This is a genomic window from Mesorhizobium sp. DCY119 (assembly GCF_003590645.1).
In the GTDB taxonomy this organism is placed as follows: domain Bacteria; phylum Pseudomonadota; class Alphaproteobacteria; order Rhizobiales; family Rhizobiaceae; genus Mesorhizobium_M.
In genome coordinates this window covers 1,517,035-1,533,868 of record NZ_CP031834.1, presented here as the reverse complement: position 1 = coordinate 1,533,868, position 16,834 = coordinate 1,517,035, and the positions used below count along the sequence as shown (strand labels likewise).

The 16,834-nt window shown below is 62.2% G+C and carries 19 protein-coding genes; all 19 read left to right on the top strand.

Annotated features, from left to right (window positions below; translation table 11 throughout):
* The first annotated feature begins 5 nt into the window (after positions 1-5).
* The 19 genes from DZG07_RS07385 to fliQ all read left to right on the top strand — a co-directional run bounded on the left by DZG07_RS07385 (position 6) and on the right by fliQ (position 16,817).
* Positions 6-548 carry a MotE family protein gene (locus tag DZG07_RS07385; protein ID WP_119815573.1) on the top strand — a complete coding sequence of 181 codons (543 nt, stop codon included), beginning with the start codon at positions 6-8 and terminating at the stop codon, positions 546-548.
* Positions 545-1,243: a flagellar basal body L-ring protein FlgH gene (gene flgH / locus DZG07_RS07380; RefSeq protein ID WP_091915178.1), complete on the top strand. Its 699-nt coding sequence runs from the start codon at positions 545-547 to the stop codon at positions 1,241-1,243. The genes DZG07_RS07385 and flgH overlap by 4 nt, the downstream gene beginning before the upstream one ends.
* A gap of 63 nt (positions 1,244-1,306) precedes the next feature.
* Positions 1,307-1,762, top strand: a complete 456-nt coding sequence (locus DZG07_RS07375; RefSeq protein WP_348626414.1) for a flagellar basal body-associated FliL family protein — start codon at positions 1,307-1,309, stop codon at positions 1,760-1,762.
* On the top strand, positions 1,759-2,490 hold the full coding sequence (gene fliP / locus DZG07_RS07370; protein ID WP_091915182.1) for a flagellar type III secretion system pore protein FliP: 732 nt from the start codon (positions 1,759-1,761) through the stop codon (positions 2,488-2,490). Before DZG07_RS07375 ends, fliP begins: the two co-directional genes overlap by 4 nt.
* 269 nt (positions 2,491-2,759) lie before the next feature.
* A complete protein-coding gene (locus DZG07_RS07365; protein ID WP_119815568.1) occupies positions 2,760-3,536 on the top strand; it encodes a flagellin in 777 nt (258 codons plus the stop codon).
* A gap of 148 nt (positions 3,537-3,684) precedes the next feature.
* On the top strand, positions 3,685-5,307 hold the full coding sequence (fliF, locus tag DZG07_RS07360) for a flagellar basal-body MS-ring/collar protein FliF (RefSeq protein WP_091915187.1): 1,623 nt from the start codon (positions 3,685-3,687) through the stop codon (positions 5,305-5,307).
* A complete protein-coding gene (locus tag DZG07_RS07355) occupies positions 5,307-5,948 on the top strand; it encodes a hypothetical protein (protein WP_119815565.1) in 642 nt (213 codons plus the stop codon). The genes fliF and DZG07_RS07355 overlap by 1 nt, the downstream gene beginning before the upstream one ends.
* Positions 5,945-7,168 carry a MotB family protein gene (locus DZG07_RS07350; protein ID WP_162931570.1) on the top strand — a complete coding sequence of 408 codons (1,224 nt, stop codon included), beginning with the start codon at positions 5,945-5,947 and terminating at the stop codon, positions 7,166-7,168. Before DZG07_RS07355 ends, DZG07_RS07350 begins: the two co-directional genes overlap by 4 nt.
* Positions 7,165-8,493 (top strand): chemotaxis protein MotC, encoded by a 1,329-nt coding sequence (locus DZG07_RS07345; protein ID WP_119815559.1) that lies wholly within the window; start codon positions 7,165-7,167, stop codon positions 8,491-8,493. The genes DZG07_RS07350 and DZG07_RS07345 overlap by 4 nt, the downstream gene beginning before the upstream one ends.
* On the top strand, positions 8,490-9,938 hold the full coding sequence (locus DZG07_RS07340; protein WP_119815556.1) for a flagellar hook-length control protein FliK: 1,449 nt from the start codon (positions 8,490-8,492) through the stop codon (positions 9,936-9,938). The genes DZG07_RS07345 and DZG07_RS07340 overlap by 4 nt, the downstream gene beginning before the upstream one ends.
* Positions 9,889-10,455, top strand: a complete 567-nt coding sequence (locus tag DZG07_RS07335) for a transglycosylase SLT domain-containing protein (protein WP_119821492.1) — start codon at positions 9,889-9,891, stop codon at positions 10,453-10,455. Before DZG07_RS07340 ends, DZG07_RS07335 begins: the two co-directional genes overlap by 50 nt.
* Positions 10,456-10,681: 226 nt before the next feature.
* Positions 10,682-11,353 carry a response regulator transcription factor gene (locus tag DZG07_RS07330; RefSeq protein ID WP_091915198.1) on the top strand — a complete coding sequence of 224 codons (672 nt, stop codon included), beginning with the start codon at positions 10,682-10,684 and terminating at the stop codon, positions 11,351-11,353.
* 181 nt (positions 11,354-11,534) lie between these two features.
* Positions 11,535-12,800, top strand: coding sequence for a flagellar hook protein FlgE (locus DZG07_RS07325; protein WP_091915199.1), 1,266 nt, complete (start codon positions 11,535-11,537; stop codon positions 12,798-12,800).
* Positions 12,801-12,831: 31 nt separating this feature from the next.
* A complete protein-coding gene (gene flgK / locus DZG07_RS07320) occupies positions 12,832-14,280 on the top strand; it encodes a flagellar hook-associated protein FlgK (RefSeq protein WP_091915201.1) in 1,449 nt (482 codons plus the stop codon).
* Between the two features lie 4 nt (positions 14,281-14,284).
* Complete coding sequence (locus DZG07_RS07315; RefSeq protein WP_119815553.1) at positions 14,285-15,331, top strand: flagellar hook-associated family protein; 1,047 nt, start codon at positions 14,285-14,287, stop codon at positions 15,329-15,331.
* 16 nt (positions 15,332-15,347) lie between these two features.
* A complete protein-coding gene (flaF, locus tag DZG07_RS07310) occupies positions 15,348-15,695 on the top strand; it encodes a flagellar biosynthesis regulator FlaF (RefSeq protein ID WP_091915205.1) in 348 nt (115 codons plus the stop codon).
* Positions 15,692-16,135 (top strand): flagellar biosynthesis repressor FlbT, encoded by a 444-nt coding sequence (gene flbT, locus DZG07_RS07305; protein WP_091915207.1) that lies wholly within the window; start codon positions 15,692-15,694, stop codon positions 16,133-16,135. Before flaF ends, flbT begins: the two co-directional genes overlap by 4 nt.
* A 5-nt stretch (positions 16,136-16,140) precedes the next feature.
* Positions 16,141-16,554, top strand: a complete 414-nt coding sequence (gene flgD / locus DZG07_RS07300) for a flagellar hook assembly protein FlgD (RefSeq protein WP_091915537.1) — start codon at positions 16,141-16,143, stop codon at positions 16,552-16,554.
* Positions 16,551-16,817: a flagellar biosynthesis protein FliQ gene (fliQ, locus tag DZG07_RS07295; RefSeq protein ID WP_091915209.1), complete on the top strand. Its 267-nt coding sequence runs from the start codon at positions 16,551-16,553 to the stop codon at positions 16,815-16,817. The genes flgD and fliQ overlap by 4 nt, the downstream gene beginning before the upstream one ends.
* Positions 16,818-16,834: the final 17 nt, after the last annotated feature.

Here is a 16,834-nt window from a genome sequence, read left to right as displayed (position 1 = left end):
GGCCAATGAGCGCTGATCCCCACTTCCTCACATGGCTCCGGCGAAACGCCGGCCGCATCCTTGCTGCCGCAGCGTTGATGGCAATGCTGAGCGCCAGCGGTCCGGCTGCAACGCAGTCGATTGTCGCTGCCGCAGCTCCCAGCGACGGCTCCGAAACTGAAGTCGAGCGCTTCTGCTCCAACATCACCGACGCCGCCCGCGACCGCCGCTACGCGCTGCAGGCGCAGGAACTCGAGACGCTGCAGAAGGATATCGACCAGCGCATGAAGCTGCTCGAGGAAAAGCGCGCCGAGTACGAGGAGTGGCTGAAGCGCCGCGACGACTTCCTGTCCAAGGCGGAAGACAACGTCGTCAAGATCTATGCCGCGATGAAGCCAGATGCCGCCGCCGAGCGGTTGGCCGAGGTCAACATCAATGTCGCCGCCGGCATCATGATGAAGCTCGATTCGCGCAAGGCCGGCGTCATCCTCAACGAAATGGACCGCAAGGCGGCCGCAGCACTTACCGGCATCATGGCAAGTGCCGCCCGCAAGGAAGACCCCTCATGATCCGATTTGCCCTCGTAGCACTGGCCGCTGCAACAGTTTCCGGCTGCGCCACCAGAGTTGAAGAAGTCGGCAAGGAGCCGGTGATGTCCCCGGTCGGGTCCGGCATCGCTGCGCAATCGGTCTATCAATATCCCCAGCCGCCGGCCCAGCCGGTAAAGCGCTTCTCGCTGTGGGACGATCGCCAGAAGCGGCTGTTCACCGATCCGCGCGCGCTGGCGCCGGGCGATATTCTCACCGTCAAGATCGAGATCAACGACCGCGCCCGCTTCAAGAACGAGTCCGACCGAGACCGCAAGGTCAACCGCACCCTCGGCGCGGGCATGGATTTCGGCTGGAACGGCAACAAGCAGGGCGGCTCCTTCGACGCCGATGTCGGCTCCAACACCTCCACCAAGGGCTCCGGCAAGACCGAGCGCTCCGAAAGCATCGAGCTTTCGGTCGCCGCCGTCGTCAGCGACGTGCTGCCCAACGGCAACCTCGTCATCAACGGTTCGCAGGAAGTGCGGGTGAACGCCGAACTGCGCATCCTCACCATCGCCGGCATCGTTCGCCCGACCGACATCGGCCCCTACAACACGATTTCCTACGAGCGCATCGCCGAGGCCCGCATCTCCTATGGCGGGCGCGGACGCCTGACCGAGGTCCAGCAGCCGCCCTACGGCCAGCAGATCCTCGACAACGTGCTTCCCTTCTAGGAAAGAAACGCCGACGCCATGTCCGTAACCGAACAAGCCCCTCCCCAGCCTAAAGGTCCGTCGTTGGTCATTCAGGCCGCGGTCCTTCTGGGCATGACGGCCGCCGCGATCGGTCTCGGCTGGGTTTCGGGCCAGTACCTCTATGGTCGTGAGAGTGCGGCAAAGGTTGAGGTTGCAGCAGGCGAAGGTCATGAAGCACCGGCAAAGGCCGAGGGCGACCACGGCAAGGCTTCAGCCGGCCTCGAGGTTCCTTTGCCGCCGATCACCACCAATCTTGCCGCGCCGAGCGACATGTGGGTTCGCATGGAGGCCTCCGTCGTGTTCGACGCCGCCCAGCCGCAATCGCTTGTCGACGATATCCATCAGGACCTCCTCGCCTTCCTTCGCACCGTCAAGGTTCATCAGATCGAAGGCGCCAGCGGGTTCCAGCATCTGAAAGCCGATCTCGAGGAGCGGGCAAAAATCCGCAGCGAAGGCCACGTCAAGCAGGTGCTCATCCGGACACTGCTTTTCGAATGAGAAAACTCCTCCTCACGGCCTTCGCGCTGATCGCCACCGCAACGGTGGCGCAGGCCCAGCAGATCGATCTCGGCGGCATCGGCCAGGCGGACGGCACGACCGTCGGCTACATCATCCAGATGTTCGGCCTGCTGACGGTTTTGTCGATTGCGCCGGGCCTGCTCATCATGGTGACGAGCTTCACCCGCTTCGTCATCGCCTTCTCGATCCTGCGCGTCGGCATGGGCCTGCAGACGACGCCTGCCAACATGATCATCATCAGCCTGTCGCTGTTCATGACCTTCTACGTCATGGCCCCGACCTTTGATCAGGCCTGGGCCAACGGCGTGCGTCCCCTGATGAACAACGAGATAAACCAGGACCAGGCGCTGGAGCGGATTTCCGATCCCTTCCGTCAGTTCATGGTCAAACATGTCCGCGACAAGGATTTCGACCTCTTCGCCGACCTCGCCCGCGAACGCGGCCAGACGGTTTCGCGCGAAAATGTCGATCTGCGCGTGCTCGTTCCGGCCTTCATGATTTCGGAAATCCGGCGCGGTTTCGAGATAGGCTTCCTCATCGTCCTGCCATTTCTCGTCATCGACCTGATCGTCGCCACCATCACCATGGCCATGGGCATGATGATGCTGCCGCCGACGGTGGTGTCGCTGCCTTTCAAGATCCTGTTCTTCGTGCTTATCGACGGCTGGAACCTGCTCGTCGGCAGCCTCGTGAGATCGTTCAACTGAACATTCCGCAAAATGGTTAAGAATTTTCGCCGCGACAAAAAGACTCATCCGAACAATGAGATGAAAGATTTCGTGGGTTGCGGTGAGGTGAAGCGGCCCCTAGAGTCACAAAACTGAATTATCCTTTTGGTAGGAATTGCCCGCCATAAAGGCATTCATACAGGACGGATTGGTTCAAACAGAGCCATAGGCATGATGCCGCTCCGCTCTCGCCGGTAGCTTCCGGCATGTTCCTCATAAAAAAATCAGACCTTAAAGGAACAGGACCCATGTCCAGTCTTCTCACCAATTCGTCCGCAATGACCGCTCTGCAGACGCTGTCGCTGACCAACAAGAACCTGGCGACCACCCAGAACCGCATCGCCACCGGCCAGAAGGTTTCGACTGCTTCGGACAACGCTGCTTACTGGTCGATCGCCACCGGCATGCGCGCTCAGAACGGCGTCAACCAGGCCGTCAAGGATTCGCTCGGTTTCGGCTCCGCCGTCGTCGATGTGGCCTACACCGGTCTCGAAGCCGCCATCAAGCTCGGCGAGAGCATCGTTGCCAAGCTCGCCTCCAACGAACAGGGCGGCATCGACACGGATGCAACCAACAAGGAAATCACCGCACTCACCGACCAGATCGCGCAGATCGCCAAGTCGGCCGACTTCGAAGGTCAGAACCTGCTGGCAACCAGCGGTGCCGACCTGACTGTGCTCGCGGGATACGTCAAGGATTCGGGCACGCCCGACCTGATCACCGTGACCGCTTTCGACCTCGAAGCTGCTGACTTCTCTGACCTCTCGACCGCCGAGGCGACGCTGAAGACCATGCGCGAGGCCGCAGCTGATTTCGGCGCCGCCAAGATCCGCATCGACTCGCAGCTCGATTTCACGTCGAAGCTGATGGACGCTGTCGATCGTGGCGTTGGCGCTCTGGTCGACGCCGACATGAACGCCGAATCGGCTCGCCTTTCGGCTCTGCAGGTTCAGCAGCAGCTCGGCATCCAGGCGCTGTCGATCGCCAACTCGAGCTCGCAGTCGATCCTGTCGCTCTTCCGCTAATAGCGGATCGGCATCGGCTCGTTCCGATGCTCATGGGACGGGGGTATTAACCGGGTCGCGTTCTTTCGGGGGCGCGGCCCGATTTCATTTTCGCACAAGCTTCGACCTCTAGTGTTTCTGCGGACAGACATGCAGGAGCCTTTGAGCCGTGCCGCAGCAAATTCAGACCATTCTTTCGAACCTGCAGGGTTTCGGCCCGCGCCGGCTGGCAATAATGGGCGGTGTCGCCGCATTGGTGATGGCCATCATCGGCCTCGGTGCCTTCTATCTCAACCGCCCGGCCTACGAGACGCTCTATGTCGGGCTCGAACGTTCCGACGTGAACCAGATCGGTCTTGCGCTCAATGAAGCAGGCATCGGCTTCGATGTCGGCTCCGATGGCACCAGCGTTCTCGTTCCCACCGGCAAGACCGCTACCGCCCGCATGCTGCTCGCCGAAAAAGGCCTGCCGACCAGCGCCAATGCCGGCTACGAACTGTTCGACAATGTCGGCTCGCTCGGGCTGACCTCCTTCATGCAGCAGATCACCCGCGTGCGCGCACTCGAAGGCGAGATTGCCCGCACCATCCAGTCCATCAATGGCATCCGCGCCGCCCGCGTCCACATCGTTCTGTCCGAGCGCGCCAATTTCCGCCGCGACGAGCAGGAGCCGTCGGCTTCCGTCGTCATCCGCGCCTCCGGCATCGATGAAGTCAAGAGCGCGATGTCCATCCGCCATCTTGTCGCCGCCGCCGTCCCCGGCCTGAATGCAGAGAAGGTGACCGTGCTCGATTCCGCCGGCACGCTGCTTGCTGCCGGCGACGATCCGATCAATTCCAGCGCCAGCCGCTCGCTCGGCGTCGAGCAGACGGTGGAATCGCAGATCGAAGCCAATATCCGACGCGCCCTGACGCCCTATCTCGGCCCGGACAATTTCCGCGCCAGCGTCAAGGCCGACGTCAACACCGACACACGGCAGACCGAGGAAACCATCTTCGATCCGGAATCCCGCGTCGAGCGCTCGGTCCAGGTCGTGCGCGCCAATGAGAGCGCAAACCGCCGCAGCGCCGCAGCACCCGCCACGGTCGAGCAGAACCTGCCGGAAGCAAACCTCGCAGCCGTCGACGGTCCGCAATCCTCCGAAAACAGCGATCGCAAGGAGGAAACCACCAACTACGAGATGAACTCCAAGCGCATCGCCACCGTCAGCAACGGCTATACGGTGACCAAGATGTCTGTGGCAGTCGTCGTCAACCAGCAGCGTCTCGCAGCCATCCTCGGCGAAGGCGCGACGGCAGAGCAGATCAACGGCCGCATCGCCGAAATCCAGAAGGTCGTTTCCACCGCAGCCGGCCTCGATACGGCGCGCGGCGACGTGGTCAACGTCTCGGCGGTCGAGTTCATCGATGGGCTCGACGGCGTCGAGATCGCAGCGCCCGGCTTCATGGACAAGCTCGGCCAGCAAACGGGCACGCTCATCAACGCGGCCGCCTTCGTCATCGTCGTCTTCCTCGTCGCCTTCTTCGGGCTGCGCCCGATGGTGGCCTCCCTGACCAAGCCTGCCGAGATCGCCGGCCCGAGCTTCGACGACGTGCAGCGTTCGCTGCCGACACCGGACTCGGCCAACGCCGAGGCAGAGGCCCTGCCGCAGCCGCCGCGCACCAATCCGCTCGACGACCTGCGCCGCAAGCTTCGGCCCGCCCCGCAGGAGCGCCTTGCGCGCATGGTCGACCTCAATGAGGAACGCACCGCGCACATCCTGCGCAAATGGGCTCATCAGGAAGCCGCCTGATGAGCGCGCTTGCCCTTTTCGAGCTTCTTCAGGATTTCGGCAAAAGCCCCGTTCGCGCGGCCGAACCCGGACGCACGCCAGAGCCGCCACGCAAGGCGGCTTCCCCGGTTTTTTCTCCGTCGAATGCAGCCCCCGATTACTCCGACATGATCAGCGCGGAAGTTGCGCGCGCTGAGGCCGCGCTGACCGAGCGTCTTGCTGCCGAACACGCTATCGAAATGGAAGCCGAACGCCTGCGTCACGCCACCGAGATGGAAGAGGTTCTTCATCGCTTCGGGCAGGAAGCCGGCGCGACCATGGCTGCCGGCATCGCTGAGATGGAAGCGCGTGTCACCGAACTCACCACCACGGCGACGGCGCGCATCGTCGGCGGCATTCTGAGCGAGGATATCCAGAAGCGTTCGCTCGAAGCGCTCGCCCTGTCGATCAAGACCGCCACCGCCGATCCCGAAGCGGTGCGCATCCGCGTTTCCGGCCCACAGTCCTTGTTCGAGGCCCTAAGGGCCGCCATGCCGGAGCGGGAGCACAATTTCGACTATGTCGAGGCCCCCGGCTTCGACCTGACGGTGACGATTGACGGCGATATATTCGAAACGCGGATCGCCGAATGGTCCACGGCAATCTCGGAGATCCTGGCGTGAGCAGCGTGGACATCGACAACGTCAAGCACGAGATCGTCATTGTCAGGCGTGGTCACAGCGGTGAGGACGACGCCCATCACGGCGGCGTCTGGAAGATTGCCTTCGCCGACTTCATGACCGCGATGATGTGCTTCTTCCTCGTCATGTGGCTCATCAGCGCCGCCGACGAGAAGACGAAGAAATCCGTCGCGAACTACTTCAACCCCGTGCAGCTGATGGACAACACCACCAGTAGCCGCGGCCTTGAAAGCGAGAGCGAAGGCCTGCCCGCCGAAAAGCCGGAAGATTCGACCAGCGCCGGCGAAAGCGTCGGACGCGCCAATTCCGGCCCGGCGAAGGAGCAGAATTCCGCCGATGCAGCCGTCGCCGACCAGCGCTCGGACGAGAACCTTTTTGCCGATCCCTATGCGGTACTGGCCGAGATCGCCGCCAATTCCGGCGTGCGCCAGAATGTCAGCGACAAGGGCGACGGCGGCGTGCAGGAAGCCGGCCCGGCAACTGGTGCTGAGGGCGGCGAGTCCTACCGCGATCCGTTCGCGCCGGACTTCTGGTCGCAGCAGGTGGTAACGCCGCTGGCCGAGGCAAGCGCCGAACGTTCCAAGCCCGAGACGGAAGCCGCCAAGGCAGATATCACCGCTCCCAAGGATGTCGCCCCGCTGCAAGAGCTGGCCGAGACAAAGGCGGAAGCCAAGCCTGAAAAGCCCGTCGCTGAGAAGCCTGCCGAGACAGCACCCAAGCAGGACAAGCCGAGCGCTGCCGACGTCAAGAAGGCGGAACAGCTGCGCAAGGAACTTGCCGCCGCCTTCCCTGCCGGTGACAGGCTGCATGACGGCATCTCGGTCGAGGCAACGGCCAAGGGCGTGATCATCTCCGTTACCGACCAGCTCGATTTCGGCATGTTCGAGATCGGCTCTGCCGTGCCCCGCCGCGAGCTCATCCTGGCGATGGAAAAGATCAGCAAGGCGTTGAACGAACAGAAGGGCGTGATCACCATCAGCGGCCATACCGATGCGCGCCCGTTCAAGAACGCAACTTACGACAACTGGCGGCTTTCGTCCGCGCGCGCCCATTCGGCCTATTACATGCTGGTGCGCGGCGGCCTCGACGAGCGCCGCGTCACCGAAGTCGGCGGCTTCGCCGACCGCAAGCCGAAAAACGCTGCCGACCCCCTGGCCGCCACCAATCGCCGCATCGAGATCGTGCTGGAGAACGGCGGATGAGGCTCCCGCGTCCGCTGCATGGTCTGATCGGTATGGCGCTGCTTGCAGCAAGCCTGCCCGCATTGGCGCGCGCCGAAACCCAGCTCCAGCCCTTCCAGATGGTGCGTTCGCTGCAGCTGGTGCAGGACCGCATCGCATCGGGCGACCATGCCGCGCTGCCGATGCAGCGCAAGCTGCTCGAAATGATAGACGAGCGCCTGCGCAAGACCGGGCAGGACGGCTTCGACGATCCACGCAACTACCGCGCCATGCTGGTCTATGCCATGAGCGGCGGCAACCCGGCGACGATCGACACGGTGCTTTCGCGCCTCGTGCTCGATGAAGAAAACCTCGGCATCGGCAAGGGCTTGCTCGACTATCTCAACGGTCAGGCGGTCAGCGCGCGAACCACGCTCGGGCCCGTCGATCCGATGAAGCAGCCGCCCGAACTCGGCGCATTTCTGGCCCTGGTCAAGGGCTCGCTCGCCGCCAACGACAACCCGCAAGGTGCACTGAAACTGTTCGATCAGGCACGCCTGCTCGGCCCCGGCACATTGGTCGAGGAAGCAGCGCTTCGCCGCTCCATCGGCCTCGCCACCGCACATGGCGATGCCGGGCGCTTCACGCTCGCCTCCACGCAATATGTCGAGCGTTATCTGCGCTCGCCCTATGCCAGCCAGTTCGCCGACTCCTTCGTGGCAGGCGTCATGGCCCTTCACGATTCGATCGACCTCGCCAAGGTCAGCGAAATCACCGCGATGATGGACGCCGAACAGGAGCGGGTGATCTATCTGCGCATCGCCCGCGTCGCCGGCATCGACGGTTACAAGGAACTGTCCGCTTTTGCCTCGGCAAAAGCCGAGAAGGGCACAGGCGGCGATGCAGTTGCCGGCGGCGAAGACCCGCGTGCGCTGCTCTATGCCAGCCTTGCCTCGGTGACCTCCGGCACCGATGCGGAAATCAGGGCCATGCTTGCAAAAATCGACCGCGCCAAACTTTCGGCAGGCGACCGCAAGCTGTTCGATGCGGTTGCCGCCGTTGCTTCCAAGATGACCGGCACGCTGCCCACGCCTTCACGGCAGGAGGTGCGCCAGGCTATTCCCATCACTGCTGCCGCCGACGACAGCGACCCTCTGGTGATCGAAGCCGACCCGCTGCCGCTGGATGCGGTCGAAGAACAGCAGCCCCAGGACATTGTGGAAGCTTCGGCACCACCGGTAGCCCTAGCCGACAGCACGCCAGCCCAGGCTGCCCCGCAAACGCCGCCTGATCCCGCCGATGAAAAGCTGGTCGCAAACCGCAAGAAACTGGAAGAAATCGACAAGATGCTGGGAGACGCGCAATGACGATCGGCATCAATCAGGCTCCTGCGTCAGCCGGCTCGGTTCCGGTGGTGTCAGGCAAATCGGGCAAGCCGGGCGCCAAGGGACAGGACAGCGGCAGCACATTCGGCAGCGTGGTCGGATTTTCGGATACGAAAGGAAAGGACGGCGAAATGGCCTCCAGCTCCGCTATCGGCTTACACAAGCCGGAGAATGCTGCGCGGCAAAAAACGCCGGCGGCTTCATCCGAACAGGGACAGGCACGCTGGCTTCGCCCGGGCGCTCAATTCGAAAAAGTCATCGACGTTGCCCTGAAGGGCACCACCGAAGAGACCGATGCCTCGAGCGAAACCCTGCCGGAAGACGACGCCGCCGGAACCGACGCTGATAGCGCCACGGATACTCGCTCGGCAAAAGCCGTCGGCGATCCGTTGTCGGCGCTCATGGTCGCAAGCAGGCTGGAAGCGCGTGGCGAGCAGTCCGGCAATGCAAAGAGCGGTTCTGAAAAATCAGGTGCCACTGGGACCTCGGCGGCCACGAAAATCCCGCTCGAAGGCGATGCGGCATCGCTTGCCGAAGCCGCGCGTGCGGCACGCAGCGCCGAGGGCAAGGAACCATCGGCCAATTTCCGGTTGCCTGGACAGGTTTCCGGCGAGATGGCCACCCTTTCCATTACGCGCGCCGATCTGAAAAACGCTGCCAAGTCGACGGCAGCCTCCCTCACCGTCTCGCTGTCTCAAGCGACGACCCTCGGCGAAGCAGCAGAGGGCGCCGACGCCGCAATCCCGTCTGTCGGCGACGATCTCCGTCAAAGCCTTGAGGCCGGCGGCCGTGGCCGCCAGCAGGCGGATACGTCGGGCAGGCGGTCGGACGGCAAAGCCGAGCGCGTGACGGTGGTGAACCAGCAGAACATACCCGCGCCGGTCGCCCAATCACCCGTTTCGACCGCTTCCGCACTTGCCAATCAGCTTGCTTCCGACACCGGTTGGCGCGAAGCGGCGGCCCCATCCTTCCGGCCTCTTGCCTCACAACCCAATTTGTCTTCGGCGCACACCCTGAAAATTCAGCTGCACCCCGCAGAACTGGGTGTCGTCACGGCCAGTATGCGTTTCTCCGGAGAGCAACTGACGGTTGAGATTCAGGTTGAAAACGGTGATGCCTACCGCCGCCTTAGCGCGGACAGCGAGACCATCGTGAAATCGCTCCGCGCGATGGGTCTCGACATCGATCGCGTGACAGTCCAGCAACCACAGGTCGCATCGCAAACGGTGACGCGAACCGACAGCAGCGCAATGGCCTCGGGCTTTGCGCCGCGTGACCAGCAGTCGTTCGGCTCTGCCGGGTCCGGCGGCAACGGCGAGACATCCGGCGGACAGCGATCGGCAAGGGACGGCAACGATGGCGCATATGGCACTGGTGATGGCGCATCGACTTCTTCGAACCGCACTGGCAGCGATCTTTATATCTAGCGCCGTATCAGCAGCTTTGGCAGCCGGAAATCCGTGCGAGCCTGAAATCCTGCGCGCTGCCGACCGCTATGGCGTACCGGTTGGAATCCTCTACGCGGTTGGCCTGACGGAGACTGGCAGGAAAGGCAGCCTTCAGCCCAACGCGTTGAATATAGAAGGAAAAGCCGTCTTCCCATCATCGTCGGCACAAGCACTCGCGGCCTTCGATGCAGCAAGGCGCGGCGGGGCGAAGCTGATCGATCTGGGATGCATGCAGATCAACCACCACTATCACGGCGAGCATTTCCGCAGCGTCGCTGAAATGCTCGACCCCGGCCGGAACGTGGACTATGCGGCACGCTTTTTGGCGCAGCTTCATGCCCGGCACATGACCTGGTCGATGGCGGTTGCGCGCTATCATGCCGGCCCCAACAACGACCCGGCGCAGAAGCGTTATGTCTGCCGCGTCATCGCCAACATGGTCGCCACCGGCTTTGGCAAATGGACCGGCAACGCGCGATCTTTCTGCGCCCCATAGTTGTACCGCTGTTCGAACAGAATTTGATGGTGGCCATACCTGTTGGGCGCCAAGCGCGTGCATTTCCCGCGCCACAATCAAACGCCGCGAGCACCACCGGGGGATGCAACCATTCCGATTCCCGACTCCCAAGAAACTAGCTACAAGATTTAACGGTTTTTCATGATTCGCGGCAACGCGTACCACTTCCCCGTCAGGGCATTCTTGCTGATTCGGGGGCGGGTCGATGATTGTAATCGTAGACGAGCGACAGCTCGTTACAGAGGGATATCATTCACTTTTCGACAGGGAAGGCGTCGCAAGCGCCGGCTTCCGGTCGAGCGAATTCGGCGAGTGGGTCGAAAGCGTCGCTGAAGCCGATCTCAAATCAGTCCGCGCTTTCCTGATCGGCGATTGTGGCGGCGATGTGGTGCTGCCGCGAAAGATACGCGACCGCTCCGGCGCTCCGGTGATTGCGCTCAGCGAGCAGCATTCCCTGGAAAACACGCTCAAGCTTTTCGAGTCCGGCGTCGACGACGTCATCCGCAAGCCGGTCCACATCCGCGAAATCCTCGCCCGCATCACCGCCATCCGGCGCCGGGCCCAGGAAGAAGCAAGCTTCACCCAGGTCGGCCCGATGCGCATCTTCACCGATGGCCGCGACCCTGAGATCGCCGGCGAACCGCTGCCGCTGCCCCGGCGCGAACGCCGCATCCTCGAATATCTGGCGAGCAATAGCGGCCGCCGCGTTACCAAGACCCAGGTCTTCAACGCCATCTACGGCATCTTCGACGAAGAGGTCGAAGAGAACGTCGTCGAGAGCCACATCAGCAAGCTGCGCAAGAAGCTGCGCGAGAAGCTCGGCTTCGACCCGGTCGATTCCAAGCGCTTCCTCGGCTACCGGCTGATCGTCGGATGAGAGGTCTTCCGCACAGGATAGCCGCGCCCTTCGGTGCCGGCTCTCAGCTCAACGCGGATGCCGCGCGTGCGCCCTGCCCTGTGCTCGAATTCTCCTCGCGGCTGCACCGCGCCAGCCTCGCGCAAGTCAAACCATATAGCCTTCTCCTGACCCAGGGTCCGGATAATCAGGAGACTTTTCGATGAGCTTGTATGGAATGATGCGCACGGGCGTGTCGGGCATGAACGCCCAGGCAAACCGCCTTTCCACCGTCGCAGACAACATCGCCAATTCCAGCACCACCGGCTACAAGCGCGCGAGCACGGAATTTTCCTCGCTGATCATCCCTTCCACCACTGGCAACTATACGTCGGGCGGCGTCACCACGACGGTTCGCAATTCGATCAGCCAGCAAGGTGACATGAAGTACACCACCTCCGGCAGCGATCTTGCCATCAACGGCAACGGTTTCTTCGTCGTGCAGGGCGCAGGCGGATCGCCGGTGCTGACCCGCGCCGGCTCGTTCGTGCCCAACGCACAAGGACAGCTTGTTAACGCCGCCGGCTTCCAGCTCATGGGCTACAGCTACGAAAACGGCATCCCCAGCGCTGTCGCCAACGGCCTCGGCGGACTGGTTCCCGTGACCATCAATCAGACGGATCTAGTCGCAATCCCATCGACCACCGGCATTTTCACCGCCAATCTGCCGTTGGATGCCGAGATCGTCGACCCGGCCGACCTGCCATCGGCGAATGCCGCCACGGCGAAATATTCGGCCAAGTCGTCGCTGGTCACCTACAACAGTCTCGGCAGCGAGGTTCTCCTCGACGTCTATTACACCAAGACCGCCGACAACACCTGGGAAGTCGCGATCTACAAGCAGTCCGACGCGGCAGCTGACACCTCATTCCCCTATACCGGCGACGAACTGGTCGGCACCCAGACCCTCGAGTTCGACCCTGCGAACGGCAAGCTGACCACCACGCCGCTCGACGTGACCGTGACGATCCCCGGCCCGCCGACACAGGATATCAAGATCGACCTGTCCAAGATGACGCAGCTCGACAAGAGCTACACCGTCGTCTCGGCTGAAGCCGACGGCGCCCCACCTGCCAGCATCGAAGGCGTGCAGATTTCCGACGACGGCACCGTCTATGCCAAATACGAAAACGGCGCGCTAAAGCCGATCTTCCGCATTCCGATCGCCACCGTGCAGAGCCCCGACATGATGCAGGTACTGCCTGGCAACGTGTTTTCGCCAACCGCCGATTCAGGCGTCGTCCAGATGGGCTTCGCCAACGAGAGCGGCAGGGGCAAGGTCGTGTCCGGTGCTCTGGAAGGGTCGAATGTCGACATCGCCCAGGAGCTGACCGACATGATCGAGTCCCAGCGCAGCTACACCGCCAATTCGAAAGTGTTTCAGACTGGCGCCGATCTCATGGACATCCTCGTCAACCTCAAGAGGTAGTCCGGCCAGACGAGCCGAACAGGAATAAAGCATGTCGTTATCCAGCGCACTCAGCATCGCCCAGAATTCCCTTCTCAATACGAGCCGCCAGACCAGCGTGGTCTCGCGAAACGTTTCCGAAGAGAAGAACGCGGACTATGCGCGCCGGACCGCCGTGCTTTCCAGCACCGCTCCCGGGGCGCGCGTCGTCGTCATCCAGCGCGCCACCAACGAGCAGCTTTTCCGCCAGAACCTGTCGGCCGTCTCCTCCTGGAGCGGCCAGACAACCGTCTATACCGGCATGGACCGGCTCAGCCTCGCAGTCGATGGCGTCGACAATGCGCTTTCGCCTGCAACCTCCATCACCGAGTTACAGAAGGCGCTGCAGACCTACTCCGCTACTCCAACCAACCGTACGCTCGCCGACAACGCCATTAACGCCGCGCGCAATGTGGTGCGCAGCCTCAATGACGGCGCGGCGGCGATCCAGACCTTTCGTGTCGAGACCGACCAGCAGATCTCCACAGCGGTCAACGAACTGAACAGCCTGTTGTCCCAGTTCCAGGCCGCCAACAAGGAAATCGTCTCGGGAACCGCGTCCGGCCGCGACGTCAACGATGCGCTCGACAAGCGCGATGCGCTTCTGAAGCAGATTTCGGAATACGTTCCCGTCTCCACCTTCACGCGTGGCAACAACGATATGGTCGTCATGACCTCGGATGGCACGACGCTGTTCGAGACCGTGCCGCGCAGCATCAGCTTCGAGCCTTCGGCCGCCTATGCGTCGGGCACTCCCGGCAACAAGGTCTATATCGACGGCGTGCCCGTCACCATGGGATCGGGCGGCAACACGACATCCGGCGGCAAGATCGCCGGGCTTCTGCAATTGCGCGACAGCGTCGCCACCACGATGCAGAGCCAGATGGACGAAATCGCGCGCGGCCTCATCAGCGCTTTCGCCGAGACCGATCCGAACGGGGTTCTTGCCGACGCACCTGGCCTGTTCACATGGCCCGGCGCGCCCGCCATGCCGGCGGACGGCACGCTGGTCAACGGGCTCGCAGGGCAGATTTCGCTCAATGCGGCCTTCGTCAGCAATCCCGAATATCTGCGTGACGGCGGCGCCAACGGTGCCGGCTACGTCCACAACACTGAAGGCGGCACATCCTATACCGACCTTCTCATCAAATATGGCGACCGCATGGACGAGCCGATGGCCTTCGATGCCGCCACAGGCATCGGCGGCTCGGTAAGCCTTGCAACCTACTCGGCAAATTCGATCGGCTGGTTCCAGGGAGTGCGCAAGGATGCCTCGACGGCAGCCGAGTCCAAGGAGGCGCTGGCCGTCCGCACGGCAGAGGCGCTATCCAACGACACCGGCGTCAATGTCGACATGGAAATGTCATTGTTGCTTGAACTTGAGAATTCCTATTCGGCGTCGGCCCGCCTGATCAAGGCCGTCGACGAAATGCTGGCATCCCTGCTGGCGGCAGTGAGGTAATACGATGAAAGCCAGTTTTGTTTCCTCGTCAGCCATCAACCAGGCCATGCGCTATTCCTTGATGAAAACGCAGGCCGCGCTCGTAAACGCGCAGAAGGAGCAGGCAACCGGTTTCTTCGCCGACAAGGGGTTGGCGCTCGGCGCGAGCACGTCGCAATCGGTTACCTTCAACCGGGAAGTCGAGCGCATGAAAGGCATCGTTGCTTCCAACGCATTGGCCACCACGCGCCTGACTGCCACTCAGAATGCCCTCGGCCAGGTCTCGACGGCGGCACAGTCCTTCCTGTCGATCCTGCACACCGCGATGACGGGCGATTCCACTGCGAGCGTCACCAAGGATATGGCCACCGACGCGTTGAAAACGATGACCTCGGTGCTGAATACCGGCGTGAACGGCGAATTCATATTTGCCGGCGTTAATACCGATGCCAAGCCGATCAACGACTATTCCGCACCCGGGTCACCGGCCAAGGCCGCCTATGACGCCGCCTACGCACAATATCTGGCAGATACCGGGGCGGATCCTGCCGACCCGTTTCCGACCGCTGCCGACATGAACGCTTTCCTGGACACTTATGTCGAGCCGCAGTTCACGGGCGCAGGCTGGGACAATTGGTCGAACGCCTCTGACCAGAGCATCAGCAGCCGCATTTCGCTGAACGAGACGACCGAGACGTCGGCGAGCGCCAACAATGATGGCTTTCGCAAGCTGGCCATGGCCACGACGATGATCAGCGAACTTATGTCGGGCGATCTCCCGTCTGATGCCCGCAAGGCACTGGTCGACCGAGCCTGGGCCTTGGTGTCCGACAGCATCAGCGATATTGTTAATCTGCAGTCGAAGACCGGTATCGCCGAGAAGCGGGTCGCCGACGCCAGCGAGCGCCTGAACACGCAGACCGGACTGATCGAAAAGCATATCCTGGCAACCGAAGGCGTCGACCCTCTCGAGGCGAACACGCGGGTCGCCGATCTCCTGTCGCACATCGAAACGTCCTACGCCATCACGGCACGCATTCAGCAACTCAGCCTTCTGAAATTCCTGAGCTAACCGGCGGACCCCTCAAATGTATCAATTTTCATACGCCGACGTTCAAACCGACTCAGTCGCAGACGCCAAGGATCGCGAAAAGCAGCTCCTGAACCGCTCGATCGATCTGCTTGCCACCGCAAGCACCGTCGGCGTCGGCTCACTGGAGGCGATACAGGCGCTGCATTTCACCAATCGGCTCTGGACGACTTTCATCGAGGACCTCGGCAGCGCCGACAACGCCTTGCCCAAGGAACTTCGCGCCAATCTGATCTCGATCGGGCTGTGGCTGCTGCGCGAGACCGAAGAGGTGCGCCAGGGCCGCTCCAGCAATTTCGAAGGCCTGATCGAGGTGTCGCAGATAATCCGCGACGGCATTCAATGAAAAGCACGTTGAAGATATCGCTGAAGCCGAACGAGAAGATCTACATCAACGGTGCCGTCATCAAGGTCGACCGCAAGGTTTCGCTGGAACTCCTCAACGACGTTCAGTTCCTGCTTGAGAGTCACGTCCTCCAGCCTGAGGATGCCTCCACGCCGCTTCGCCAGCTTTACTTCATGATCCAGGTCATGCTGATGGACCCTTCCGGCGCCGTGCAGGCACGCGAAATGTTCCGCCAGTCCCTGCCGCTGCTTCTGGTAAGCTTCGAGGACAAGGAAATACGCTCCACACTCAAGGAAGTGGATCGCATGGTCAGTGAAGACCGCGTCTACGAGGCGCTCAAGGCGCTCCGCGGGCTATACCGTCTCGAAGAGCGAGCCCTTGCCCTGGAAGCTCCGGCAGCATCCGCGCCTCGCCCCATCGCCGTAGGAGAACGATACTGATGAGCATGGTAATCGCACCAACCACGTCGACGACCAACACATCCTCGACCGACCAGACGTCGAAGACGGCAGTCGACTACCAGTCCTTCCTGCGCCTGCTGGTTGCCCAGATGAAGAACCAGGACCCGACCAATCCGATGGATTCGACGCAATACGTCGCCCAGCTCGCGCAGTTCTCGCAGGTCGAGCAGTCGGTCCAGATCAACAGCAAGCTCGATGCACTGCTGTCGTCCTCGACGCTGTCTCAGGCCGACGCTCTGATTGGGCGCAACATCACCTCGGCAGACGGCACGCTCTCCGGCAAGGTCGCTTCGGTGAAGCTCTATTCGGACGGCATCGTAGCGGTGCTGGAAAGCGGCAAAGAGATCGTCGTTGGCCCCGGCGTCGTCATCAAGCCGAGCGAACAGAGCGAAGCGTGAACGAAGCCGACGCCCTCGACATCGTCCAGTTCGCCATCTGGACGGTCCTGACCGCCGCAGGTCCGGCGGTCGCGGCGGCAATGATCGTCGGCGTCGCCATCGCGCTGGTTCAGGCGCTGACGCAGATCCAGGAAATCACGCTCACCTTCGTTCCCAAGATCATCGCCATCATGCTCGTCGTCGCCTTCACCGGCCCGTTCATGGGCGCGCAGATTTCGTCCTTCACCAACGTCATCTTCGAACGCATCGAAAACGGGTTCTAGAACCTGAGACCCTCTCC